Origin of the sequence: Avibacterium sp. 20-126 (assembly GCF_044358625.1) — a bacterium.
In the GTDB taxonomy this organism is placed as follows: Bacteria; Pseudomonadota; Gammaproteobacteria; order Enterobacterales; family Pasteurellaceae; genus Avibacterium.
The window spans coordinates 518,081-543,461 of sequence record NZ_CP091457.1; the positions used below are offsets into that span (position 1 = coordinate 518,081).

A 25,381-nucleotide genomic window follows, 5' to 3' on the forward strand; every position below is an offset into this window, starting at 1 on the left:
TTGCTGCAAATTTTAGGTACAAACCACTTTGATTGCCAAACCGCCTTGCGAGGTTTCGCGGTATTTGGCGTTCATATCTTTGCCTGTTTCGTACATTGTTTCGATCACTTTATCTAAGCTCACGCGTGGGTTAGAGGTGCGTTGCAATGCCATTCGGCTCGCGTTAATCGCTTTGACGGAAGCAATGGCGTTGCGTTCAATGCAAGGCACTTGCACTTGGCCGCCCACAGGATCGCAAGTCAGCCCCAAATTATGTTCCATCGCAATTTCAGCGGCCATACAAACTTGCTCGGGGCTACCGCCCAAAATTTCTGTTAAGCCAGCCGCTGCCATTGAGCAAGCCACCCCCACTTCACCTTGACAGCCCACTTCAGCTCCTGAAATGGAGGCATTCATTTTGTAAAGTGAGCCAATCATTCCACAAGCCAGTAAATAGCGTTCGACAATTTCATCGCAAATTGGCGAAATAAACTTTTTATAATAAGACAACACAGCTGGCACAATCCCGCAAGCTCCATTAGTTGGCGCAGTAACCACACGCCCGCCAGCCGCATTTTCTTCGTTTACCGCCAAGGCGTACATATTAACCCAATCGATCACTTTCATCGGATCATTGGAAAGTCCATTATTGGCTTGTAATAAACGATGTAACGTTGCAGCACGGCGAACCACTTTGAGCGGGCCGGGCAATAACCCTTCTGTCACTAAACCGTGTTCGATACATTCTTTCATCGTTTGCCAGACGCGTTTTAGGTGTAGTTGGGTTGCCTCTTTGCCGTGTAGGGCGATTTCATTTTGTAACATCACACTTGACAAGGCTAAGCCATTTTCTTTGCAATGATGCAAAATATCTGCTGCACTTTGATAAGGAAAAGGGACATTGATGTCGCTTTCTTCTTGCTGATTGAAATGGGCTTCATCAACAATAAAACCACCGCCAATAGAATAATAGGTTTGCTGATAAAGTAAGTTATCATTTTCATAGGCTGATAGCGTCATTCCATTTTCGTGCAATGGCAGAAAGGTTTGATGAAAGACCATATCGCTTTCATAATCAAACTTCGCTACTTGCTGCCCTTGCGCTAATGGTAAAAGTGCGGTGCTTTTTACATCAGAAATAAATTTAGGGATTAAATCAATATCCACATCGTGCGGTAAATAGCCTGCTAATCCCATAATAATGGCAATATCAGTATTATGCCCACGCCCTGTCATTGAAAGAGATCCATAGACATCGACTTTAACCTGAGTGGTACGGGCAAGTAACTGTTTTGTCACTAAATCATCGACAAATTGCTTACCAGCTTTCATTGGGCCAACGGTATGGGAACTAGAAGGTCCAATGCCGATTTTAAACATATCAAAAACACTAATCATTGTTTTCTCGAACTTTTCTGGCAGGGCATTTCGCCCTGCTTCGGGTAATTATTATCAAAAGGTGGGCTATTCTATCTTAATTAATAAAATAATCCATACACGACGGCTGAGATTGCGATTATTCCCATAATCGTCACGAAAACATTACTGGCATAGCCCCGATAACGTGCCATCGCCGGCACTTTACGAATTGCATACATTGGCATTAAAAAGAGAATAGCGGCGATAATTGGTCCGCCAATAGATTCAATTAAGCCCAGAATGCTTGGATTGATAATTGCCACCGCCCATAGCGTCAATAAAAAGAAAAGTGCGGTGAAAAAATTCAATTTTTTTCGATTTGTAATGCCTTGTTTGCCTGAGAATTTCAGATACAGCCCCTGAATGCCTTCTCTCGCCCCTAAATAATGACCAAAGAAAGAGCTGGTAATGGCAAGGAATGCCACTAAAGGCCCAAAGTAAGAGATATAAGGGTTATCAAACTTATTGGCTAAAAAGGAAAGAATACTGATATTTTGTGCTTTCGCGTGGACTAAATCTTCAGGAGTCAGGGTTAGCACACAGCTAAAGACGAAAAACATAACAAAAAATAACAGCAAGGTTGAGGTGTTTTTTAATGCTTGGCTTGCGTGGCGTTCGGTCAGCTCTGGTGATTGGTATTCCCGTTGTTGTGATTGCGAAAAGCAAGAAATGGCCGGGGAATGATTAAAAGAAAACACTAATACAGGAATGGTGATCCAAAGCGTGCCAATGAAGCTGGCAGCATCGGGCATTTGGTGCAGCATTGCGGTATTCCATTGAGGAATTAAATAAATGGAAAGAGAAAATAAAATAAATACAAGGGGATACACCAACAACTCGGTCATTTTTAACATTATTTTTTCGCTCATCAGCATCACTGAAATCAGGCTGGCAATCAACACGAAAGAAAGTAGGATTCGGTTTGGCGCGTTTAATCCTAACTGATTGATTATAAAGGATTCCACTGTATTGGTAATGCCATTGCCATAAATCAATAAAATAGGGAAAATCGCGAAAAAGTAAAGTAATGTGATGATTTTCCCCGCCCCCTGCCCAAAATGCTCTTCCACCACTTCGGTAATATCGCTCCCCGGTTTGGAAGATGACAACACAAAACGAGATAACGCACGGTGTGAAAAATAAGTCATCGGCCCAACTAATAGCATAATCGCAATTAACGGCCAAAATCCGCCCATTCCTGCATTAATGGGCAAAAACAGTACGCCAGCTCCCACTGCCGTACCGAATAAATTTAATGTCCAAAGTAAATCGAATTTATTTGTTATGGTTGTTTTTAGCATTGCCGAACTCCGTTATATAAACTTGGATTAGCGTATGATGAATACCTAATCTAACCAGCACAGATGATATAGCGATTGCGGATACGAAACAGGATAAAAGGTGTGATTTGTGATAATGATCGATTTTTTCTTGAATAATTGGTTAGAAAATAGAGAAATGTTTACGTCTTTTTAACATTTTACCTTTTTATCCTTTCGATTTCGCGCTGTTTTATTTCGACAAAAAACAAAATTGAGTATTTTATCTTTATTGATAATGGGTTACCAAAAATTAAAGCGGTTTCGTTTTATGGAAAAATCCGAACAATAATAGAAAAAAGTTGAGCATAGTTAAATCAAAAAGCACTTTTAATGGCAATAAAAGTGCTTCTAACGAGAGTGTGATCAGGCGGCTTTCGCATTGCCTAATGTGCCATCATCAATGGCTTCCCTTGGCGTGCCAAGGACTTCGTAAACTTTATCGCCATCTTTGAAAAACACAAAACCGCCGTGTTCCATTTTTGTCCAAGTCTCATTTTTAGTCAGCGGAAAGGTAGTAATAATGGTAACTTTATCTTTTTCTGTGGTATGTTGGCGAAAGTCGATCACCCCGTCATCATCAATACGTTGTGCTGTACCAAAAGGCGCTTTACGGGTGAGGTAATGCAAATTGGTAGAGCAGTGAGCAATCATCCATTCACCGTTTGAAAGAATGAAATTAAATGTGCCACCTTGTGCCAATTCTTTACTAATTTCTTGAATTACTTGGAAAATCTGTTCTTCGGTGGGCTTTTTGCGAAAGCGATTTTTTAACTGTTCAGCCATATAACAGAAAGCGGCTTCTGAATCTGTTGAGCCAATAGGTTGGCAGAAATTTTCCGACATATCAGGTAATTGGGTCAGATTACCGTTGTGTGCAAATACCCAGTTTTCGCCCCAAATTTCACGAATAAATGGGTGTGTATTTTCAATCGTTACCGCACCTTGCGTGGCTTTACGGATGTGTGCAATGACGTTGAACGATTTGATGTGGTATTGTTTTACACAATCTGCAATGGGGGAACTATGCCCAGCTTGGTTATCGCGGAAAATGCGAACGCCCTTGCCTTCAAAAAAGGCAATACCAAAACCATCTGAATGGCTATCGGTAAGCCCTGCGCGACGGCGAAACCCTTCAAAAGAAAACACAATATCCGTTGGGGTATTGCAATTCATTCCTAATAGCTGACACATAACTAAACCTTAAATGACTTTTTATCTTATAAATCTTATTTGATTTAACAAAAAAACGAACAAAAATTCAACCGCACTTTTAGATCAAAGGCGCATATCACATAACTTAGCGTTATTTCTTTATTGCACCACCATTAAGCCTAAGCAACCTTTATCCGCTGCGAGCAAATCCGTTGCACCAAAGGTGAAAGGATGACTGTTAGAAGAAGGGTGTTGAAAGCGAACTAAAATCTGCATTTGACCTTCAATCCACAGGCTATCTTTCCAAGCAAGATCGCTTTCAGCAACGGGCTTATCATTGATACGTTCAAGGATAAATTTTGCCCCTTGAATTTTAAACCCTGTAGGTTCGTTGGCGGTGAGAATCCAGCGCTCAGTGCTGTTTAATTCAGCATTTACATCAATCCGTCTTGGATCAAAACGTTGTTGATTGATCATTCCATTATTGGCATCAAGCTGGAAATGGCGCTCACGACGAATTTTCGCCTTTAATGCTTGTAGTGCATCAGTATTAAACTGCATTGTATGATTTTGTGCAAACGCACTGCTTAAACCTTGTGGGCGTAGCTCAACAACGGTGTTATCAAGCAATTCTTCATTAGTGCCGAAAAAGCCCGTCAGTTTACTGAAAAAATTCCGTTTTTTTCCTGCGATTAAGGTGGCATTTTCCCCTTCGTTTAGATTGACAAGTATTTCTGCGCGTTCACTCGGTGCAAGAAACAGCACCTTAGTTGTTTTCGCTTGTGGTAAAAAGCCTTGATCGAGGGCGATAAGTTGGAAATCGCGTTCATCATCAAAGCGTAATTCATAGCGACGCGAAAGGGAGGCGTTAAGTAAACGTAACCGCACAACACCACGCGGTACGGCTAAATAGGGGGCTTCTTGCCCATTTACCAATAAACGATTACCGAAAAAGTGCGGTCGATTTTGTTGGAATAATTGCACACCTTCATCATTTAATTGCATATCTTGCAAAATTAAAGGAATATCGTTTACGCCATATTTTTGTGGCAAGCTGGATTTACGACTTTCGTTATCTTCAATAATGCACAGTCCGAGCAGCCCACGATAAGTTTGATAAGCCGAATGCCCGAGGGTACAAGCACTATACCAGCAGGTGCAGGCAGCTTGGGTTATGGGAAGAATTGGCGACCAGCTTTGTCCTTGCGTAAAAGGATGCGCAACACCACCGAGTGATTCAGCGCTTACTTGTAGCCCTTGAATGGCTAAGGCAACCATTTGTGTTAAGTTATTACGATAATTCAGCTTGGCGAAATCCCCTTGGCGCATTTTGAGTGTTGGGCCTAAATAATTACCGTTAAATCCCCAAACTTCGCTGGTTTTTCCCCGTTCTAATTGCGCTTGTGCGCTGTTCATTTCTAAAAAAACAGGTTTACCACGACGTGTTTCCATTAGTGGTGGAACGCGCAAAGGTTGGCGTTCGGCAGCCCATAATGGCGCAGGAATAGCAGAAAATGCCCCCGCTGTGAGGGCTGTTTTGAAAAATTGACGGCGCGAAAAATGATTCATCTTATTTTGTTGGGCTTGGTTGAGCAGCAATTTCAGCATCAAGTTCATTGATTCGTTGTTGCATTAGTGAATGGCAATAGCTCGCCAATTCACGCACATTATCTTTGCTATAAGCGGAGGTATCCACAGGGGGCAGCATTTCGCAGATCACCTTGCCATTATGCCAGCGATTAAGATTGATGTTATTTTGTGTGGTAGAACAAACCACAGGGACAATCGGCACGCCAGCGGCAATCGCAGCGTGAAATGCCCCTGTTTTAAACGGCAGTAAACCACGCCCACGGCTGCGTGTGCCTTCAGGGAACATCCAAATAGAAAGGTTATCGCGGTTAATGCGTTCAGCCAGTTGAGTCATTGTATTGTGCGCTTTGGAACGATTATCGCGATCTAAAAAAATGTTGCCCGATGCCCAGTATAAAATGCCGAAAAAAGGGATCCAAATCAGGCTTTTTTTCCCTACGCTCACGGTGCGTGGCATCACCATATAAGAAATGGTGACCATATCGTAGTTATTTTGGTGATTGCCAATATAAATGCAAGGCCCAATATTTTCTGCCTTTGCAGGGAAACGATGTTCCACTTGCAAACCGAAAAGCGGATATAAACGCCCAAACCAGCGAGCGATATCTCCCACATTGCTTGGATTTCTGAAACGAATAAGAGAATAGATTGTGCCAAGTAAACAAATCAAAATACAGCAGAACACAATCACAATAATGCGAAGAAGTTTTAGCATAACGACATACCCTGAAAAAAATTTGCACAAGTATAGCGAAAATCCGTAAATATTTGTATCAATCCGCTAAAAAAATGCTAGGCTATCAAACAATTTCATTCTTTAAAAAGACATTAAAAATGGCAACGACCTATTTTATTGCTGATTTACATTTAAGCGAAAATCGTCCAGATTTAACCGCCCTTTTTGTGGATTTTATGCAAAATCAAGCCCAAGATGCTGAAAGTTTGTATATTTTAGGCGATCTTTTTGATTTTTGGATTGGTGATGATGAACATTCTCCGTTGATCGATTTAGTGACACTGCAAATTCGCACCTTAACGGAAAAAGGCGTGAAATGCTATTTTATGCACGGCAATCGCGATTTCCTCATCGGCGAAAAATTTGCCCAATCTTGTGGCTTAACCCTGTTACCCACCTATCAGGTGATTGATTTGTATGGCACTCCCACATTGCTTTGCCACGGCGATACACTCTGTATTGATGATATGGCTTACCAACGCTATCGTAAAAAAGTGCATCAAAAATGGCGTCAATGGCTTTTTTTACATCTTCCTTTAAAAGTGCGGTTAAAAATTGCTGAGAAAATTCGTGCCAAAAGCAAACAGGATAAGCAGCATAAATCCTCTCAAATTATGGACGTGAATGCCGATTTTGTGTTGCAAACAATGCAACAATTTAATGTGCCACAGCTTATTCACGGGCATACCCATCGGCAAAATTGGCACAAAATTCCACCGCACTTTGAACGTATTGTTCTCGGTGATTGGGGGGCAACGTCGTCGGTGTTAGCGGTGTCAGCGAAAACAATGACATTTATTAACCATTCGTTAAATCAACAGGTTAGCGATGAGCAGGAATGATCACCGCAGGATCATCTGGCGCAGTGATATTTTCAATTTTTTCTTTTAAGCCATAATCTGGCTGCGGTGTCTCATCAAAAAGATCCATATTGGCGTCAATATTCGCATTGCGAATGCCGATCCAATTGGCTAATCCCTCCGTAAAGTTCAAGCCAGACTTTGCCACGTTTTTCTCGTGGCGTTGCTGATCATCACTGGAAATTTTAAATAATGGAATATCGTAATGGCGTTTGCTTTTACCATTGCTATTATGGATGGCAATATAGTTGTCGCTGATTTGATGAGCTAAACCGTGATCAGCAAAGTAAATCATTGAAAAAGTGCGGTGGTTTTTTTGCTGATTTTCTACCAGAAGCTGATAAATTTTGCTGAGTATTTCATCGGTTTTTTTGATCGAACTAATATAGCAGTTTACTTCTTGATATTTTTTATCAATTTTTGTGTCGTCAAAAATCTTTTTATAATCAGCCACGCGTTCGCAAGCTAAAGGATGTGAGCCATATAGATGGATAACGATAAAACGTTTGTTCTCGCTAGGTTTTTGCAGTAGCTGGTCAAATTTTGCGATTAATTTAAAATCACTCACATCACTGCTAAGAGAATCACCTGATTTTAAAAAGAGTTTTTCATCACTTTTATTGGCAATCGCAGAAATGGGCGTGTCGTATTGCCCCAAATAGCCTTGATTAGAAAGCCAGTAGGTTTTGAGACCTGCTGACTTAATTAAGTCAATGAAATTTAAGCGATAATTACCTTCCCACGTTTTTTTGTTAGGTTTTGTAAACATTAGTTTTAACGAAGCGATAGTATTGGTTCCACCTGCGGTTAAGCCATTAATTAATGTGCCTTTGGCGGTGGAAAGAAAAGGCGTATTAGCAATAGGATAACCATAAGCGTGGTGATAATCTTTTCTTGCACTTTCGCCGATAACTAAAATGTAGTCATCATAATGGGAACGGCTATCCAGTTGGCTTTCTCCCCATTCACTTGGCACATTAAAGCGATTAAGCAAACGCAGTTCTTCGATCACTTTTTCACCGGCTAAATAGCTTTCTTGCAGAGGTTGGAAAGGAATTTGTCCCCAAAATGCATTGATAAAAATGAGTGCCAATAGCCCTTTATTTTTATAAAAAACCAGGTGAAATTTTTGACTTAACTTGCGATAAAGCAAGGCTCCGCTAAGAATAACAAAGGGATAACTATAATGAAGTGGCGGAATTTGGGCGAAAAATTCTTTGCCTTCTTGTAAGTCGGTGGCAAAAACAGAGGCAATATACTGATAAGAAGGCGCACCAAAATTCACCCCAATAGGCGCATAGCAGGCATAAATGAATAAAATAGGGAGCGCAATAAAATAAAAGTATTTTTGAGAGCTAGAAAAAATAATAATGAAAGACATAAAAAGGGCAATTTGTTGCCAGTTTGGCTGTGGAAAATAACCCGAGCCTTGTAATGCCAACAGGCTGATTACATAAAGTAGCGCAAAACATACCGCACTTGCGAGTAAGGATGAAAGATGAAATGTTCCTTTTTTGTTCTTTTCTGTCACAACATTATTCCTTATTTTTGACTTCCTCTCATTTTACTTAATTTTTTTCGAGGGTTCTATGCGATTTTTTTTCTAAGCTATTTTCAGGGTAAAGATGTTGCTCTATAATATGCAGAATTTTGTACCCAACTTTTGTGAGGAAAAAATGAGCAAACCCGTATATAAAAGAATCCTGCTTAAATTAAGCGGTGAAGCTTTACAAGGTGAGGAAGGTTTTGGAATTGATCCTTCAATTTTAGACAGAATGGCGCTCGAAATTAAAGAATTACTAGAAATGGGCGTAGAAGTCGGGGTTGTGTTAGGGGGCGGAAATTTATTCCGTGGTGCGAAACTGGCGAAAGCAGGAATGAACCGTGTGGTTGGCGATCATATGGGAATGCTTGCCACCGTAATGAACGGCTTAGCAATGCGTGATGCCTTACACCGTGCTGATGTCAATGCAAAATTGATGTCCGCCTTCCAACTCAATGGTATTTGTGATACTTATAACTGGTCTGAAGCAATTAAAATGCTACGTGAAGGACGCGTGGTCATTTTCTCGGCAGGAACAGGTAGCCCATTTTTTACTACCGATTCAGCCGCTTGCTTGCGCGGTATTGAAATTGAAGCCGATGTTGTACTCAAAGCGACAAAAGTGGATGGCGTGTATGATTGCGATCCTGCCAAAAATCCAGAAGCAGTGATGTATGAAAAACTCACTTATGCTGATGTGATTGACAAAGAATTGCAAGTGATGGACTTAGCCGCTTTTACGTTAGCACGAGATCACGGAATGCCAATTCGTGTGTTTAATATGAGCAAACCGGGGGCATTACGCAATGTTATTTTAGGTGAGCGTGAAGGGACGCTTATTTGTAACTAATTGATTAAACTTAAATAAAAGGAATATTTGTGATTAACGAAATTAAACAAGATACGCAAACGCGTATGGAAAAAAGCCTTGAAACATTCAAACATCATATTGCGAAAGTCAGAACAGGACGCGCACAGCCTAGCTTACTTGATGGTATTCAAGTGGAATATTATGGCGCATTAACGCCATTACGTCAGTTAGCTAATGTTGTCGCTGAAGATGCACGCACACTTGCAGTAACTGTGTTTGATCGTAGTTTAATCGGGGCAGTAGAAAAAGCGATCTTAACCTCTGATTTAGGTTTAAACCCATCATCAGCAGGCACAACCATTCGCGTTCCACTTCCACCATTAACGGAAGAACGCCGTCGTGATTTAATCAAAATTGTAAAAGCGGAAGCCGAACAAGGCAAAGTTGCTGTACGTAATGTACGCCGTGATGCTAACGATCAAATCAAAGCGTTGTTGAAGGAAAAAGAAATCAGCGAAGATGAAGAACGCAAAGCACAAGATGAAATCCAAAAAATCACCGATCTTTATGTGAAAAAAGTGGATGAAGTGTTAGCGGACAAAGAGAAAGAATTATTAGATTTCTAATCATTTGAAATAATGAAACAATAAAGGGCGAGCCAAAGGTTCGCCCTCTTTTTTCTTGCTGAACGGCGGGCTTTTGAGTATATTCACCACAATTTTAGCAAACTTACTTCTTTTTATAGTGCGGTCAAAAATTTATGCAAAAACAACAAAAACTCGTTATTCTTGGTTCAACCGGTTCAATCGGTACTAGCACCCTTTCTGTAATAGCGCATAATCCAGAAAAATATCAAGTGTTCGCTTTAGTAGGGGGGCGTAATGTGCAGTTAATGCTTGAGCAATGCGTTAAATTTCAGCCGACTTTTGCCGCATTAGATGATGAAAGTGCGGCGAAAAATTTGAAAGAAAAATTGACCGCACTTGGTATGAAAACGCAAGTGTTAAGCGGACAACAAGCTATTTGTGAATTAGCGGCACACCCTGAGGCTGATCAAGTGATGGCTGCCATTGTTGGTGCAGCTGGCTTGCTACCAACCCTTGCAGCGGTGCAAGCGGGTAAACGGGTGTTGCTAGCCAACAAAGAAAGCTTGGTGACTTGTGGGCAACTCTTTATTGATGAAGTGAAGAAAAGCCACGCACAGCTTCTGCCAGTGGACAGTGAACATAATGCGATTTTCCAATCTTTACCGCCTCAAGCACAAGAAAAAATCGGTTTTTGTCCGCTACAAGAATTAGGCATTAGTAAAATTGTCTTAACGGGATCGGGCGGGCCTTTCCGCTATACGGATCTTACTGAATTTGAACACATCACACCAGAACAAGCTGTGGCACACCCCAATTGGTCAATGGGCAAAAAGATTTCGGTCGATTCAGCTACAATGATGAACAAAGGCTTAGAATATATTGAGGCTCGTTGGTTATTTAATGCGACAGCTGATGAAATGGAAGTGATTATTCATCCTCAATCCATTATTCATTCTATGGTGCGTTATATTGATGGCTCGGTCATTGCGCAGATGGGCAATCCTGATATGCGTACGCCAATTGCTGAAACAATGGCTTATCCACAACGTACCTTTGCGGGAGTTGCACCATTGGATTTTTATCAGCTTAATGGGCTGACTTTCTTACAACCAGATTATCAGCGTTACCCTTGCTTAAAACTCGCCATAGATGCTTTCGCAGCAGGGCAGTATGCAACAACAGCGATGAACGCGGCGAACGAAATTTCTGTCGAGGCGTTTTTAAACCGTCAAATTAAATTTACCGACATTGCCTTTGTGAATCAGCAGGTTGTAGAAAACATCACGCCGCAACAGATTCAATCCATTGATGATGTGTTAGAGGTGGATAAAAAAGCACGTGGGTTGGCGTGGAAAATCATTCAATCAAAATAACATTTTGTTTTTATTATAAATAACTCACAGCGGGCGAAAGTTCGCTTTGATTTTTTACATATAATTCTGTGCGTTTTCATAGTAAGTAAGATCATATTATGATATATTCAGCCATTAATTTTATAACTAGAAAATCCTTGATGAATGACAGAGATTGATTCAAATAATATTCCTCAACACGTTGCGATTATTATGGATGGCAATGGTCGTTGGGCAAAACAGCAAGGAAAAATGCGTATTTTCGGGCATAAAAATGGTGTCGCGGCAGTGCGCCAAGCGGTTTCCTATGCACTAAAAATTGGCGTGAATGTTCTCACGCTTTATGCCTTTAGCAGTGAAAATTGGTCTCGTCCCGAAAGTGAAGTCAGTGCATTAATGACATTATTTATGCAAGCACTTGATTTAGAAGTGAAAAAATTGCATAAAAATAATATTCGGTTAAAAATTATCGGCGATAAATCGCGTTTTAATGCAAAATTACAGCAAAAAATCGAAAACGCAGAAAAATTAACCGAAAATAACACCGCACTTACCTTAAATATTGCGGCAAATTACGGGGGATATTGGGATATTGTGCAGGCTACAAAACAGCTTGCCAGCTTAGTGAAAAATCAGCAGATGACCGTTGATGAGATCACCGCAGAACGTTTTCAGCAATATTTGGTTACCCAAAATCAGCCAATGGTTGATTTGCTCATTCGGACAAGCGGGGAGCAACGTGTGAGTAATTTTTTGCTATGGCAAATTGCTTATGCAGAATTTTATTTTTCCGATGTGTTATGGCCAGATTTTAACGAACAAGAATTTAATCAAGCTATTTTAGCTTATCAACAACGAAATCGCCGTTTTGGTGGAGCAGAACAAGAGGACTAAACTGTGCTTAAACAACGTGTCATTTCCGCAATAATTTTAATTGCTATTGTCTGTGCTGCGTTATTTTTATTTTCTCCTTTTTATTTTGCCTTAGCGTTAGGTGCCGTGGTGGGCTTAGGCATTTGGGAATGGACACAATTTGCCCAGGTTAAAAATAAATTTTGGCGTGTTGTGGTGGCTGGATTAGCAAGTGCGGTGCTTTTTTTATGGATTTTAAGCGAAGCCAATTATCTCAATGCTGGGCGTGTGTTTGAACATTATGCCGAACCGATTTTATTAAGTGCCGTGATTTGGTGGCTTATCGCCCTTGGTCTGGTAGTGAGTTATCCCAATTCAGCGAAATTTTGGGTAAAATCCGTTGTGTTGCAAGGAGTTTTCGCCATTGTAACTTTAGTGCCTTTTATTGTTGGTGTGTTGAAACTGCGTTTAGATGGTTACGTTGCTAATCCCTATCACGGCTTAATGTTGCTCTTTTATGTATTCATTCTTGTATGGGCAGCTGATTCAGGGGCGTATTTTGCCGGCCGCCAATTTGGAAAGCATAAACTTGCAGCAAAAGTTTCCCCGGGTAAAACTTGGCAAGGGGTATTTGGCGGTTTACTCACGGCTGGCGTGTTAGCAGCAATTTTTATGCAAGTTGCTCCGCAAGATCTATTCAATGTGCCAACAGTGCCTTTCATCCTGTTATCCGTTGCCACTGTGGCGATTTCTGTATTGGGTGATTTGACGGAAAGTATGTTTAAGCGTGAAAGCGGTATTAAAGATAGCAGTCAGTTAATTCCCGGACACGGTGGGATTTTAGATCGTATTGATAGCTTAACTGCTGCTGTTCCATTCTTTGCCTATTTCTATTTTTATGTCTTGTAGGAAACAGATATGTCTTTTTTGTGGTCGCTAGGTTCATTTTTGGTTGCCATTTGTGTACTGGTTTTTGTACACGAATACGGACACTTTTGGGCTGCGAGAAAGTTCGGTATAAAAGTTGAGCGTTTTTCTATCGGTTTCGGTAAAGTATTGTGGTCATTTCTTGATAAAAAAGGGACAGCCTTTTCTATTTCACTGATTCCTTTAGGTGGCTATGTGAAAATGCTTGATGAGCGTAACGAAGCGGTACCAGAAGAATTAAAATCACAAGCCTTTAATAATAAATCTGTTGCACAACGTGCCTTTGTCATTGCAGCAGGCCCTATTGCGAATTTTATTTTTGCTATATTGGCGTATTGGTTGGTGTATTCCATTGGTATTCCTAGTGTGAAACCTGTTATCGCAGAGGTTCGACCTCAATCTATTGCGGCACAAGCACAGATCCAACCAGATTCACAAATTATCGCCATTGATGGCACAGCAACGCCAGATTGGGAAACCATTAATATGGTACTTGCCACCAAAATGGGCAATCCAAATGTAGAAATCACGCTTTCTCCTTTTGCATCTAACGTGAAGCAACAGCGTACCTTAGACTTAACAAATTGGCGTTTTGATCCCGAAAAAGAAAGTGCTTTTGGCGCATTAGGTATGATTCCTGTGCGAACTAAAGTGGAAATGACCTTGTCTAAAGTGGCAGCAGATTCTCCTGCACAAAAAGCAGGTTTGCTTGTTGGTGATAAACTTTATACCAATACTGGTGAACCAATGAATTGGCAAGATTTTATTCAAGATGTGCAAAAGGGGCTGCCTTTCACGTTGCGCATTGAGCGGGCGGGGGAAACGCTATATAAAACCTTAACGCCGATACTAAACGAAAAAGGGAAATGGTTTGTTGGCGTCTCGCCAACCATTAAACCATTAGATGAAAAATATCGCACGGAATTAAAATATGGCCTTTTTGACGCGTTACAAAAAGGCATAGAAAAAACGAAAGATTTAATGCTACTGACTGTAAAAGTGATCGGTAAATTAATTACGGGCGATCTTTCTTTAAATAATTTAAGCGGGCCTATTTCTATTGCAAAGGGGGCGGGTGTTTCTTCTGAAATTGGCTTCGTTTATTATTTAAGTTTTATGGCATTAATTAGTGTGAATTTAGGTATTATGAATTTGTTCCCATTACCGGTATTAGATGGGGGACATTTAGTTTTTCTTGCCGCTGAGGCGATAAAAGGCAAACCACTTTCACAAAAAGTGCAAGATGCGGCTTATAAAATTGGCGCAATATGCTTATTAGCTTTAACAGCATTTGCTTTGTTTAACGATTTCTTACGTTTATAACTCTTTCTTTTACAAGGATAAAAGTAACAATGAAAAAACTTTTAATCGCAAGTTTATTATTGGGTTCAACCACGGTGATGGCTGCACCTTTTATTGTGCAAGATATTCGTGTTGATGGCGTTCAGGCTGGCACGGAAGGCAAAATTCTTGCGAATTTACCCGTTAGAGTTGGGCAACGGGCGACAGATAAAGATATTGCTAATGTAGTCAGAACCTTGTTCTTACAGGGATATGAGGGGGTTAAAGCGGCTCGAGAAGGCAATACCCTAGTGATTTCTGTACAGCAACGTCCAATTATTGCCGATGTTATTCTTGACGGGAATAGCTCAATTCCAAGTGAAGCCTTGAAAGATAACCTAGACGCTAATGGCTTTGCGGTTGGCGATGTGTTGAACCTTGATAAATTAGAGGCTTTTCGCCAAAGTTTATTAGATCATTACCGTAGCGTAGGGCGTTATAACGCAAAAGTGGAAACCATCGTTACGCCATTGCCAAATAATCGTGCGGAAGTCAAAATCCAAATTAAAGAAAATGATGTCGCACTGTTGAAAGGGGTTACCTTTGAAGGAAATCACGCGTTTAGTTCAAGCAAGTTGCAAGAACAAATGGAATTACAACCTGATGCGTGGTGGAAGCTTTTCGGCAATAAATTCGATTCTGTACAGTTTGGTAAAGATCTAGATACATTACGCGAGTTTTACCTTGATCACGGCTATGCCAAAATGCAAATCACTAAAACAGATGTGCAGTTAAATGATGCACAGACTGAGGCAAAAGTTTCTATTGATGTTAATGAAGGTGAGAAATATACCGTTAAGAGCGCGCGTATTGTGGGTAATGTTGCGGGAATGGGCGATAAGCTTTCCGGATTATTAAAACAAATTCAGGTGGGGGAAACCTTCCGTCGTAGTGATGTGGTTGCGGTAGAAAATGCCATTAAAACGACCTTAGGTGAACAGGGATACGCAAACCCTCAAGTGAATGTTAGCCCAGCGTTTGACGATCAACATCACACTATTGCATTGACTTATGTGGTTGATGCAGGTCGTCGTTATTCTGTGCGTCAAATTCGTTTTGAAGGCAATAACGTCAGTGCAGATAGCACATTACGCCAAGAAATGCGTCAGCAAGAAGGAACTTGGTTATCCTCTCAATTAGTTGAACTAGGTAAAGTGCGGTTAGAACGTACAGGATTTTTTGAGACTGTAGAATCGCGTACTGAGAATGTGCCAAACACGGATGATGAACTTGATGTGATCTATAAAGTGAAAGAACGTAATACGGGTAGCATTAACTTTGGTATTGGTTATGGTACAGAAAGTGGCTTAAGCTATCAGGCAAGTATTAAACAAGATAACTTTTTGGGAATGGGATCTTCAATCAGTTTAGGTGGTTCGCGTAATGATTACAGTACCAGTGTGAATTTAGGCTATACAGAACCTTATTTCACAAAAGACGGCGTAAGTCTTGGTGGGAATGTATTCTTTGAAAAATACGATAACTCAAAAAACGACACGTCAGCCTCTTATAGCCGTACAACTTATGGAGTGAATGGTACGCTTGGTTTCCCAGTCAATGAGAATAACTCATACTATGTTGGGTTAGGCTATGTTTACAACAAATTAAAAGATGTACGCCCTGAATATAACCGTAACCTCTATCGTGAATCAATGAATGTGAGTGATTGGACATTCAAATCTCACGATTTTGAATTCTCTATGGGGTGGAACTATAACAATCTGAACCGCGGCTATTTCCCAACGTCAGGAATGCGCGCCTCGATCGGCGGAAAAGTGACTATTCCAGGTTCAGATAATAAATATTACAAATTGTCCGCAGATGTCCAAGGTTTCTATCCGTTAGATCGTGATCATAGCTGGGTCATTTCAGCAAAAGCTTCCGCAGCTTACGCGAATGGTTTTGGTGGTAAACGTTTACCGTTCTATCAAACTTACAGTGCAGGTGGTATGGGAAGTTTGCGTGGTTTTGCTTATGGTGCAGTAGGCCCACAAGCTATTTACCAACACAAAGATTGTGCAACAGCAGATAAATATTGTAAGAAAGGGGTAAATGGCGACATTGTCGGTGGTAATGCAATGGTCACCGCAAGTGCGGAATTAATTGTGCCAACACCTTTTGTGGCGGACAAAAATCAACGTTCAGTAAGAACTTCGCTTTTTGTTGATGCGGCAAGTGTATGGAATACAAAATGGAAAACAGACGGAAAAGCACGTTTCACCAATTTACCGGATTACGGCGATCCGAGCCGTGTTCGCTCCTCAGCGGGTGTCGCTTTCCAATGGCAATCACCGATTGGACCTTTGGTGTTCTCTTATGCCAAACCAATCAAAAAATATAAAGGTGATGAAATTGAACAATTCCAATTTAGTATCGGTGGTACATTCTAATTGGAACTTCTTTCATTCTTATTAGTCTAAGTGAAAGCTTGGAAAGCTAATGGGAGCTTGCTCCCATTGGTATTGAATTTAAAAATTAATTTATTTTAAGGAAACTCAAAAATGAAAAAAGCTGTAAAATTAACCGCACTTTCTTTAGCGTTAGCATTAGGTTCATCCATTGCAATGGCGGAAGATAATATTGCCTTTGTAAATGTTGATTATTTATTTGCACATCATCCTGCACGTCAAGTTGAATTTAAAAAATTAGATGAGCAATTCAAAGCGCCATCTGAAAAATTACAAGTTGAAGATAAAGCACTGCAAGATAAAAAAGCAGCATTTGAAAAAGAAATTGATGGTAAAGTGAAAGCATTAGATAAAGATGCACCAAAATTACGTCAAGCTGATATTAAAAAGCGTCAGGATGAAATTGCAAAATTAGCGCAAAAACGTGATGAAGAGTTTAAAAAATTAGTACAACAGCACCAAGAAAATATTGCTAAATTCCGTCAGGAAACACAAAAAGCAGAAATGGAAGTTGAACGTAAATTATTAACTGACATTCAAACTGCGACGACAACGGTGGCAAAAGCAAAAAACTACAGCGCCGTGCTTGATGAAAAAGTGGCAGTGTATGCAGCTGATGGCAAAAATATCACCGAAGAAGTATTAAAAGCAATTCCAGCTCCAGCACAGGCTAAATAATGCAAAAGTCTTATTCTCTTAAAGAATTAGCACAACAAATTGGCGCTACCATTCGTGGTAACGCCAATGTGCTTATTGATAGTATTGCTCCTCTTGACAAAGCACAGTCAAACCAACTCACTTTTATTTCAAATATTAAATTCCGTGATTTGCTTGCCCAATCCCACGCAGGGGTTTTAGTCGTGAGTCAAAATGATGTGGAGTTTTGTTCGCCTGAAAGCAATCTGCTGATTGTCAATGATCCTTATGTTGCTTATGCTGTGTTAGCGCAATATATGGATTCTACTCCTAAAGCCGCCACAGGTATTGCTGAAAGTGCGGTGATTTCATCCTCGGCAAAATTAGGTGCAAATGTTTCCATTGGCGCTAATGCGGTGATTGAAGATGAAGTTGAATTAGGTGATAACGTGGTTATCGGTGCAGGTTGCTTTATTGGCAAGGGTGCAAAAATTGGTGCAAACACCCAACTTTGGGCGAATGTAAACATCTATCACCAAGTACAAATTGGCGAACATTGCTTAATTCAATCTGGTGCAGTTATTGGCAGTGATGGCTTTGGCTATGCAAATGATAAAGGCCGCTGGATCAAGATCCCACAAACTGGCACAGTGATTATTGGTAACCACGTTGAAATTGGTGCTTGTACCTGTATTGATCGCGGCGCATTAGATGCCACGGTAATTGAAGATAATGTGATTATTGATAACCTTTGTCAAATTGCCCATAACGTACATATCGGCACTGGCACAGCAGTAGCCGGCGGTGTGATTATGGCGGGCAGCCTGAAAGTGGGACGCTATTGTCTCATTGGTGGCGCAAGTGTAATCAATGGTCATATGGAAATTGCAGACAAAGTGACCGTTACAGGAATGGGAATGGTAATGCGGCCAATTACCGAACCCGGTGTTTATTCTTCCGGCATTCCGTTACAGCCAAATAAAGAATGGCGAAAAACCGCTGCATTAACCTTAGACATTGATAAAATGAATAAGCGTCTAAAAGCGCTAGAAAAAAAGCTGAATAATGCTTAACTCATCTTTCAAACGTGCCACTTTATGTGGTGCGTTTTGTATTAAACGGTGAAATATCGTATAATCTACGCCAATTTTATTTTCTATTATTTTTAAATTAAAAAGGTACGATTGTGACAACAGAACAAACCGCAAAAGTCATTGAAGCAAAAGAAATTATGACCTTACTTCCACACCGCTATCCCTTTTTATTAGTGGATCGTGTGACTGATTTTGAAGAAGGGAAATGGTTAAAAGCGATTAAAAACATCAGCGTTAATGAACCTTGTTTTACAGGGCATTTCCCGGGAGAACCCATTTTACCCGGCGTGTTAATTTTAGAAGCATTGGCACAGTCAATGGGCATTTTGGCGTTTAAAACTCACGAATTACAAGGTGGAGAATTATTCTATTTCGCTGGTATTGATGATGCACGTTTTAAACGTCCAGTTTTACCAGGCGATCAAATGGAACTTTATGTTGAAGTGATCAAAGAACGCCGTGGTATTACGGCATTTACTGGTATCGCAACAGTAAATGGTGAAGTGGCTTGTGAAGCAAAATTAATGTGCGCTCGCAGATAACAAAATCAAGAAATTAAGAGGTCAATATGATCCATCCAAGTGCAAAAATTCACCCTTCAGCCATTATTGAGGAAGGTGCTAAAATTGGCGAAAACGTCGTCATTGGCCCATTTTGTATTATTGGTTCTGACGTTGAAATTGGCAGAGGCACAGTACTACATTCACATATTGTTGTAAATGGCGTCACCCAGATTGGTGAAGAGAATGAAATTTTCCAGTTTGCGAGCATTGGTGAGAAAAATCAAGATCTAAAATACCAAAATGAGCCAACCAAAACCATTATTGGTCACCGTAACCGCATCCGTGAAAGTGTTACTATTCATCGTGGCACAGTACAAGGTGGGGGCGTAACCCGTGTTGGTGATGATAACTTATTTATGATCAACGCCCATATTGCACACGATTGTAAAATCAAAAATCGTTGTATTCTTGCTAATAATGCCACTCTTGCAGGACACGTGGAACTAGATGATTTCGTGATTGTCGGTGGAATGTCAGCCATTCACCAATTTGTCATCATTGGCGCTCACGTTATGCTTGGCGGTGGTTCAATGGTGAGCCAAGATGTTCCCCCTTATGTGATGGCACAAGGCAACCACGCACAGCCCTTTGGTGTGAATATTGAAGGTTTGAAACGCCGTGGCTTTGATAAGCCGACATTACACGCCATTCGTAATGTGTATAAATTGATTTATCGTAGTGGAAAAACCTTAGAAGAAGTGATGCCAGAAATTGAGCATTACGCCAAAACGGAAAGTGCGATTAGCTTTTTCCTTGATTTCTTCAAGCGTTCAACCCGTGGCATTATTCGCTAATTAAACGAACGATACCACCTATAAAAAGGTTAAAATTTTTTACCGCACTTTACTTATTGCCTAAGGTTTGCAATATAAAGTGCGGTTGTTTTTTATGAGAAAAGTATTAATGGAACAAGCAAAAGCATTTCCTACCATTGGCATTGTAGCAGGCGAAGTCTCTGGTGATATTTTGGGGGCAGGGTTAATACGCAGCCTGAAAATCCGTTATCCTAACGCACGTTTTATCGGCATTGCTGGCAAACAAATGTTGGCAGAAGGTTGTGAAACCTTGGTGGATATGGAAGAAATTGCTGTAATGGGCTTAGCCGAAGTAGTGAAACATTTACCACGCTTGCTGAAAATTCGCCGTCAGGTTATCAACAAAATGTTGCAAGAAAAACCCGATGTATTTATCGGCATTGATGCCCCTGACTTCAATCTTGACATTGAACTCAAACTCAAAGAACAAGGTATCAAAACCATTCATTATGTTAGCCCATCAGTATGGGCGTGGCGACAAAACCGCATTCACAAAATTGCACAAGCGACCAACCTTGTTCTCGCCTTCTTGCCTTTTGAAAAAGCCTTTTATGACCGCTTCAATGTACCTTGCCGTTTTATTGGACACACAATGGCAGATGCCATCGCCTTAAAACCTGATCGTCTTGAGGCTTGTCAAATGCTTAATATTGACCCACAGCAACGTTATCTGGCGATCCTTGTTGGCAGTCGTGGCACGGAAGTGGAATTTCTTGCCGAACCTTTCTTACAAACGGCATTATTGCTGAAAGAACAGTATCCAGACGTACAATTTCTTGTTCCTTTAGTGAATGAAAAACGTCGCCAGCAATTTGAACAAATTAAGGCGAAAGTCGCCCCTGATTTAGAAATGACATTACTTGATGGGCAAGCCCGTCAAGCAATGATCGCGGCACAAGCTACCTTATTAGCGTCAGGAACGGCAGCATTGGAGTGTATGCTATGTAAATCACCTATGGTCGTAGGCTACAAAATGAAGCCGATGACGTATATGCTAGCAAAACGTTTAGTGAAAACCCCTTATATTTCTTTACCTAACTTGTTAGCCAATGAAATGCTTGTACCAGAAATGATCCAGCAAGATTGCACGGCGGAAAAGCTGGTGGAAAAGCTAATCCCTTATTTTTCTACAGAAGAAAGTGCGGTACAAAATCGCCACAGTTTAGTGCAACATTTTATTAATCTACATAAAATAATCCAATGCGATGCGGACAAACAAGCCGCTGATGCGGTGATTGAATTATTGCAGGAGAATAAATAATGAGCGAATTTGTCTATCCTGATTACGAACTTATCGCAGGTGTCGATGAAGTGGGGCGTGGACCTTTAGTTGGTGCAGTGGTAACGGCTGCGGTGATTTTAGATCCTAATAATCCCATTGAAGGCTTAACCGACAGCAAGAAACTCTCGCATAAAAAACGTCTTGCCTTAGCGGAAGAAATTAAACAAAAAGCTAAAGCGTGGGCGCTAGGGCGGGCAGAACCAGAAGAAATTGATGAACTTAATATTTTGCACGCCACGATGTTGGCAATGCAACGTGCGGTAAATCAGCTTAATATTACACCGCACTTTGTATTAGTGGACGGCAACCGCATTCCCTCATTACCAATGCCCGCTCAAGCGGTGGTAAAAGGCGATAGTCTCGTGGCAGAAATCAGCGCTGCTTCCATTCTTGCCAAAGTTGCCCGTGATTTAGAAATGGAGGAACTGGATAAACGTTATCCTCAATATGCCTTTGCACAACATAAAGGCTATCCAACAAAATTGCACTTAGAAAAACTCGCAGAACACGGCGTTTTACCCGAACACCGCCGAAGTTTTGCACCAGTAAGAAAACTTATTACAGAATAAAAAGTTCGGTAGTTTTCAAAAAATAAAAAAATACTACCGCACTTTAAATTCCATTTAATACAAAATAGATTATGAACCATCGGACAATCCCCTTGTAAATTGCCCGAATGGAAATAAAATTTTTAGAAAAGTAACGCCTGAACACGGCATAGCAAGTATGGGCTTACTTTTCGTTAAGAAAATTTTATTGGAATGAGGAAAAGCAATTTAGCGGAGGCACGCTTTTCTTTGCTTACTTTCTTTTGTGAAAACAAAAGAAAGTAAGTCGCTCAACGCGCGAAACACGTTATATCAACAAAGAAAAACACAGTCAGCTAAATAACTAAATATGATCAAAAAAACATTTATAAAAAACCTTAACCACGGAGATCTTGATGCCCACAATCACTAATATGCCACTTGCTAGCGTTGTGATCTTTCTCGCAATTGCTGTACTCTTGTTTATCCACAATAAAATCCGTATGGACGTCATTGCCCTATTAGTGATGCTCGCTTTTTGCTTAAGCGGTATTTTAACGGTGCAAGAAGTATTTGCAGGGTTTAGCGATCCAAATATTATTTTGATTGCATTACTTTTTATTGTTGGGGACGCATTAGTCAGAACGGGCGTGGCGTATCAAGTCAGCGAGTGGTTGATGAAAGCGGCCAAAAATAGCGAAACCCGTGTGTTGATCTTAGTAATGTTAGCAGTAACTGGGTTAGGATCTTTTATGAGTTCCGTTGGTATTGTGGCGATTTTTATTCCTGTGGTGTTGGTGATTTGTCAGCAAATGAATATTTCCCCAAAACGTCTTATGATGCCTCTCAGTATGGCGGGGCTAATTAGTGGAATGATGACCTTAATCGCCACTGCCCCTAACTTGGTGATTAATGCCGAATTAATAAACTTAACCCACCAACGCTTTAATTTTTTCTCTTTTACACCGATTGGCATCGTGATTTTATTATTAGGCATTGCCTATATGCTTGTTGCACGTCATTGGTTAGGGACCTCTGAACAGGATGAAGAGGAAGGAGGAAGTCGCCATTCTATTCAAGATTTAATTAATGATTACCAACTGCATAACCGCACAAAACGTTTTGTCGTGAAAACAGGCTCGGATTTTATTGGGCAACCGTTGGAATCTTTACACTTACGTTCTAATTATGCATTAAATGTGCTAGCTATTGAGCGTTGGAAACGTTTTCGCCCAAGATTTCTTGCAGATTCATTAGGTAAAATTGAAATTCGTGAAAAAGATATTTTACTGATTGATTGCGCCGATCCTGAGTTAGATATCAATGAATTCTGCCAACAACATCAGTTAGAAGCCACAGAACTTCGCCCTTACTATTTTGAACAACAAGCAAAATTTATGGGAATGGTGGAAATTACCCCTATTCCAGATGGTGATTATCTAGGCAAAACAGTCGCCGATGTGGGTTTTCGCTCCCGTTTTGGTTTAAATGTGGTTGGCATTAAACGGAATAATGAGATTTTGACGGGAAGTTTGATCGAACAGCCATTAAAGATCGGAGATTTGCTGTTGGTGGTAGGATCGTGGAAATTGATCCACGCGATGCGTAATAAAACGAAAAGTTTTTTTGTCTTGGATTACCCCGCAGAAATTGAGCGTGCAGCGCCCGCACAAAGCCAAGCACCCTATGCCATTTTATCTATTGTAACGATGGTAGCATTAATGGTAACAGGGCTTGTACCGAATGTGGTCGCGGCATTAATTGCTTGTTTAATGTTAGCGAAGTTCCGTTGCGTTGATGCGAAAAGTGCTTATGCTTCTATTCATTGGTCGAGCTTAATTTTAATTGTTGGAATGATGCCATTTTCTACCGCACTGCAAAAAACAGGTGGGATAAATTTAATCGTGGAGTTTATGATTAATACCGTAGGCGGAATGGGGAAACATTGGATTTTAATCAGCTTGTTTACGCTTACCGCCGTGATTGGCCTATTTATTTCCAATACGGCGACAGCCATTCTTATGGCGCCTATTGCGATTACTATGGCACAGCATTTACAGCTTTCACCATTACCTTTTGCAATGACGGTGGCGATTGCTTCTTCTGCTGCGTTTATGACCCCTATTTCTTCCCCCGTCAATACGATGGTATTAGGGGCGGCGAAGTATAAGTTTGGTGATTTCGTAAAAATTGGTGTACCCTTTACGTTGTTGATTATGCTGACAAGTGTGTTTTTAATTCCGTTGTTATTTCCATTTTAAGAAGGAGAAATGATGAGTATTTATGATTTAAAGCCTCGATTTCAAAATTTACTGCGCCCAAGTGTGATTAAATTGGAACAAAAAGGCGTTACAGCAAATCAAGTTACCCTATTGGCTTGTGCTATTTCAATAATTTTAGGTCTATTTTTGACCGCACTTTCAACTGTAAATTGGTTATTCGTTTTGCTTCCGATTTGGCTTTTTATTCGTATGGCATTTAATGCAATTGATGGAATGTTAGCCAGAGAATTTCAGCAAAAATCTCGTTTGGGTGGGTATTTGAATGAAATTACGGATGTGATTTCCGATGCCGCATTATATTTACCCTTTGCTTTTATTTCTCCTTTTGATCCTTTTGTGATTGGAATCATTATTTGGCTTGCTGCACTCACGGAATTTTGTGGAGTATTGGGGCAGATATATGGTAAAACACGCCGTTATGATGGACCTCTAGGCAAAAGTGATCGTGCATTCTTATTTGGTGGATTAGGTTTGATTTATACTTTTATGCCAACATTACCAAGTTGGTTGTATGGTATTGCTTGGCTTGTCGTTATCGGATTAATTTTAACCTGTGTGAAACGTGTAAAAGCGGGGCTTAATGAGGGTGCAAAATCAACACAAGATGATGAAAAGGAAAGTGCGGTGCAATTTCCGACAGAAAATAACGAAGTAGAAACACAGGAGAACAATAATGTTAGCTAAATTGATTGATTTTCTGTTATGCCGTTTAACCTCATTTCTTACCGGAGTACGTCCGGCAAAGAATATTGCTCTGCAATCTGTGGGTAAACCTCGATTGTATTATGCAAACCATAATAGCCACGGCGATTTTATTTTATTTTGGGTTTCTTTGCCTTATGAAGTCAGAAAAAACACCCGTCCAGTTGCGGGAGCTGATTATTGGCAAAAAGGGAGCATTCGTTCTTTTCTGGCGAAAAAAGTATTCAATATGCTCTTGATCGAACGCAATGGCAATGATCCTAAAGCAGTAACAGAGCAAATAAGCCAAGCATTAAAAAAGGATTCGCTGATTATCTTTCCTGAGGGAACGAGAAAAACAGATGATGATATGCTTATTCAGCCTTTTAAAAGCGGGCTATATTATTTGGCTAAAGATAACCCTGATGTAGATTTCATCCCTGTTTGGATAAGTAATACACATAATTTATTACCTAAAGGGTTTGTTGTTCCAGTACCATTATTGTGCGATCTTTATTTAGGTGATCCTATCCATATTCAGCCAGAAGAAGATAAAACACACTTTTTAGCCCGTGCTGAGCAAGCATTAATTAATTTAAACCCAAAATATCAAGGAGCATAA

23 protein-coding genes are annotated in these 25,381 nt (G+C 40.4%); 17 read left to right on the plus strand and 6 right to left on the minus strand.

Going from position 1 to position 25,381, the window contains the following annotated elements; genetic code table 11:
• Positions 1 to 12 precede the first annotated feature (12 nt).
• The 5 genes from L4F91_RS02500 to L4F91_RS02520 all read right to left on the minus strand — a co-directional run bounded on the left by L4F91_RS02500 (position 13) and on the right by L4F91_RS02520 (position 6,177).
• Positions 13 to 1,377 (minus strand): L-serine ammonia-lyase, encoded by a 1,365-nt coding sequence (locus L4F91_RS02500; RefSeq protein ID WP_395897075.1) that lies wholly within the window; start codon positions 1,375 to 1,377, stop codon positions 13 to 15.
• Positions 1,378 to 1,457: 80 nt separating this feature from the next.
• A complete protein-coding gene (locus L4F91_RS02505; protein WP_395897077.1) occupies positions 1,458 to 2,699 on the minus strand; it encodes a serine/threonine transporter in 1,242 nt (413 codons plus the stop codon).
• A gap of 384 nt (positions 2,700 to 3,083) precedes the next feature.
• Positions 3,084 to 3,911: a class II glutamine amidotransferase gene (locus L4F91_RS02510; RefSeq protein WP_250350791.1), complete on the minus strand. Its 828-nt coding sequence runs from the start codon at positions 3,909 to 3,911 to the stop codon at positions 3,084 to 3,086.
• 120 nt (positions 3,912 to 4,031) lie between these two features.
• Positions 4,032 to 5,441 carry a multicopper oxidase domain-containing protein gene (locus L4F91_RS02515; RefSeq protein WP_395897799.1) on the minus strand — a complete coding sequence of 470 codons (1,410 nt, stop codon included), beginning with the start codon at positions 5,439 to 5,441 and terminating at the stop codon, positions 4,032 to 4,034.
• A 1-nt stretch (position 5,442) separates the two neighbouring features.
• Positions 5,443 to 6,177, minus strand: a complete 735-nt coding sequence (locus L4F91_RS02520; RefSeq protein ID WP_395897079.1) for a 1-acylglycerol-3-phosphate O-acyltransferase — start codon at positions 6,175 to 6,177, stop codon at positions 5,443 to 5,445.
• A 119-nt stretch (positions 6,178 to 6,296) separates the two neighbouring features.
• On the opposite strand from L4F91_RS02520, the gene lpxH reads away from it, so the two are divergent.
• Positions 6,297 to 7,040, plus strand: coding sequence for a UDP-2,3-diacylglucosamine diphosphatase (gene lpxH, locus L4F91_RS02525; RefSeq protein WP_395897081.1), 744 nt, complete (start codon positions 6,297 to 6,299; stop codon positions 7,038 to 7,040).
• On the opposite strand, the gene L4F91_RS02530 is transcribed toward lpxH, so the two are convergent.
• On the minus strand, positions 7,021 to 8,589 hold the full coding sequence (locus L4F91_RS02530) for a phosphoethanolamine transferase (RefSeq protein ID WP_395897083.1): 1,569 nt from the start codon (positions 8,587 to 8,589) through the stop codon (positions 7,021 to 7,023). The genes lpxH and L4F91_RS02530 overlap by 20 nt on opposite strands.
• 145 nt (positions 8,590 to 8,734) lie before the next feature.
• On the opposite strand from L4F91_RS02530, the gene pyrH reads away from it, so the two are divergent.
• From pyrH to L4F91_RS02610, 16 genes are all read left to right on the plus strand, one after another.
• On the plus strand, positions 8,735 to 9,451 hold the full coding sequence (gene pyrH / locus L4F91_RS02535) for a UMP kinase (RefSeq protein WP_250350787.1): 717 nt from the start codon (positions 8,735 to 8,737) through the stop codon (positions 9,449 to 9,451).
• Between the two features lie 29 nt (positions 9,452 to 9,480).
• On the plus strand, positions 9,481 to 10,038 hold the full coding sequence (gene frr / locus L4F91_RS02540) for a ribosome recycling factor (protein WP_250350786.1): 558 nt from the start codon (positions 9,481 to 9,483) through the stop codon (positions 10,036 to 10,038).
• Between the two features lie 134 nt (positions 10,039 to 10,172).
• Positions 10,173 to 11,372, plus strand: a complete 1,200-nt coding sequence (gene ispC, locus L4F91_RS02545; RefSeq protein WP_395897086.1) for a 1-deoxy-D-xylulose-5-phosphate reductoisomerase — start codon at positions 10,173 to 10,175, stop codon at positions 11,370 to 11,372.
• Positions 11,373 to 11,516: 144 nt separating this feature from the next.
• Positions 11,517 to 12,245, plus strand: a complete 729-nt coding sequence (uppS, locus tag L4F91_RS02550; RefSeq protein WP_250350784.1) for a polyprenyl diphosphate synthase — start codon at positions 11,517 to 11,519, stop codon at positions 12,243 to 12,245.
• A gap of 3 nt (positions 12,246 to 12,248) precedes the next feature.
• Positions 12,249 to 13,112 carry a phosphatidate cytidylyltransferase gene (locus L4F91_RS02555; protein ID WP_395897088.1) on the plus strand — a complete coding sequence of 288 codons (864 nt, stop codon included), beginning with the start codon at positions 12,249 to 12,251 and terminating at the stop codon, positions 13,110 to 13,112.
• A 9-nt stretch (positions 13,113 to 13,121) separates the two neighbouring features.
• Positions 13,122 to 14,453: a sigma E protease regulator RseP gene (gene rseP / locus L4F91_RS02560; protein WP_395897090.1), complete on the plus strand. Its 1,332-nt coding sequence runs from the start codon at positions 13,122 to 13,124 to the stop codon at positions 14,451 to 14,453.
• A gap of 29 nt (positions 14,454 to 14,482) precedes the next feature.
• A complete protein-coding gene (gene bamA, locus L4F91_RS02565; RefSeq protein ID WP_395897091.1) occupies positions 14,483 to 16,861 on the plus strand; it encodes an outer membrane protein assembly factor BamA in 2,379 nt (792 codons plus the stop codon).
• 111 nt (positions 16,862 to 16,972) lie between these two features.
• Positions 16,973 to 17,557 carry an OmpH family outer membrane protein gene (locus L4F91_RS02570; protein ID WP_250364210.1) on the plus strand — a complete coding sequence of 195 codons (585 nt, stop codon included), beginning with the start codon at positions 16,973 to 16,975 and terminating at the stop codon, positions 17,555 to 17,557.
• Positions 17,557 to 18,588, plus strand: a complete 1,032-nt coding sequence (gene lpxD / locus L4F91_RS02575; protein WP_265777731.1) for a UDP-3-O-(3-hydroxymyristoyl)glucosamine N-acyltransferase — start codon at positions 17,557 to 17,559, stop codon at positions 18,586 to 18,588. The genes L4F91_RS02570 and lpxD overlap by 1 nt, the downstream gene beginning before the upstream one ends.
• A gap of 110 nt (positions 18,589 to 18,698) precedes the next feature.
• Positions 18,699 to 19,151, plus strand: a complete 453-nt coding sequence (gene fabZ, locus L4F91_RS02580; protein ID WP_035660215.1) for a 3-hydroxyacyl-ACP dehydratase FabZ — start codon at positions 18,699 to 18,701, stop codon at positions 19,149 to 19,151.
• Between the two features lie 26 nt (positions 19,152 to 19,177).
• Entirely contained in the window at positions 19,178 to 19,966 is a 789-nt protein-coding gene (lpxA, locus tag L4F91_RS02585) for an acyl-ACP--UDP-N-acetylglucosamine O-acyltransferase (RefSeq protein ID WP_265762199.1), read from the plus strand.
• A gap of 94 nt (positions 19,967 to 20,060) precedes the next feature.
• Positions 20,061 to 21,248 (plus strand): lipid-A-disaccharide synthase, encoded by a 1,188-nt coding sequence (gene lpxB / locus L4F91_RS02590; protein WP_395897095.1) that lies wholly within the window; start codon positions 20,061 to 20,063, stop codon positions 21,246 to 21,248.
• Positions 21,248 to 21,838, plus strand: coding sequence for a ribonuclease HII (rnhB, locus tag L4F91_RS02595; RefSeq protein WP_395897097.1), 591 nt, complete (start codon positions 21,248 to 21,250; stop codon positions 21,836 to 21,838). Before lpxB ends, rnhB begins: the two co-directional genes overlap by 1 nt.
• Before the next feature lie 374 nt (positions 21,839 to 22,212).
• Positions 22,213 to 24,057, plus strand: coding sequence for an SLC13 family permease (locus L4F91_RS02600; protein ID WP_395897099.1), 1,845 nt, complete (start codon positions 22,213 to 22,215; stop codon positions 24,055 to 24,057).
• A 12-nt stretch (positions 24,058 to 24,069) separates the two neighbouring features.
• The gene (locus L4F91_RS02605; protein ID WP_395897801.1) at positions 24,070 to 24,762 is read left to right on the plus strand and encodes a CDP-alcohol phosphatidyltransferase family protein; all 693 of its coding nucleotides are present in this window, start codon (positions 24,070 to 24,072) and stop codon (positions 24,760 to 24,762) included.
• The gene (locus L4F91_RS02610; RefSeq protein ID WP_395897101.1) at positions 24,752 to 25,381 is read left to right on the plus strand and encodes a lysophospholipid acyltransferase family protein; all 630 of its coding nucleotides are present in this window, start codon (positions 24,752 to 24,754) and stop codon (positions 25,379 to 25,381) included. The genes L4F91_RS02605 and L4F91_RS02610 overlap by 11 nt, the downstream gene beginning before the upstream one ends.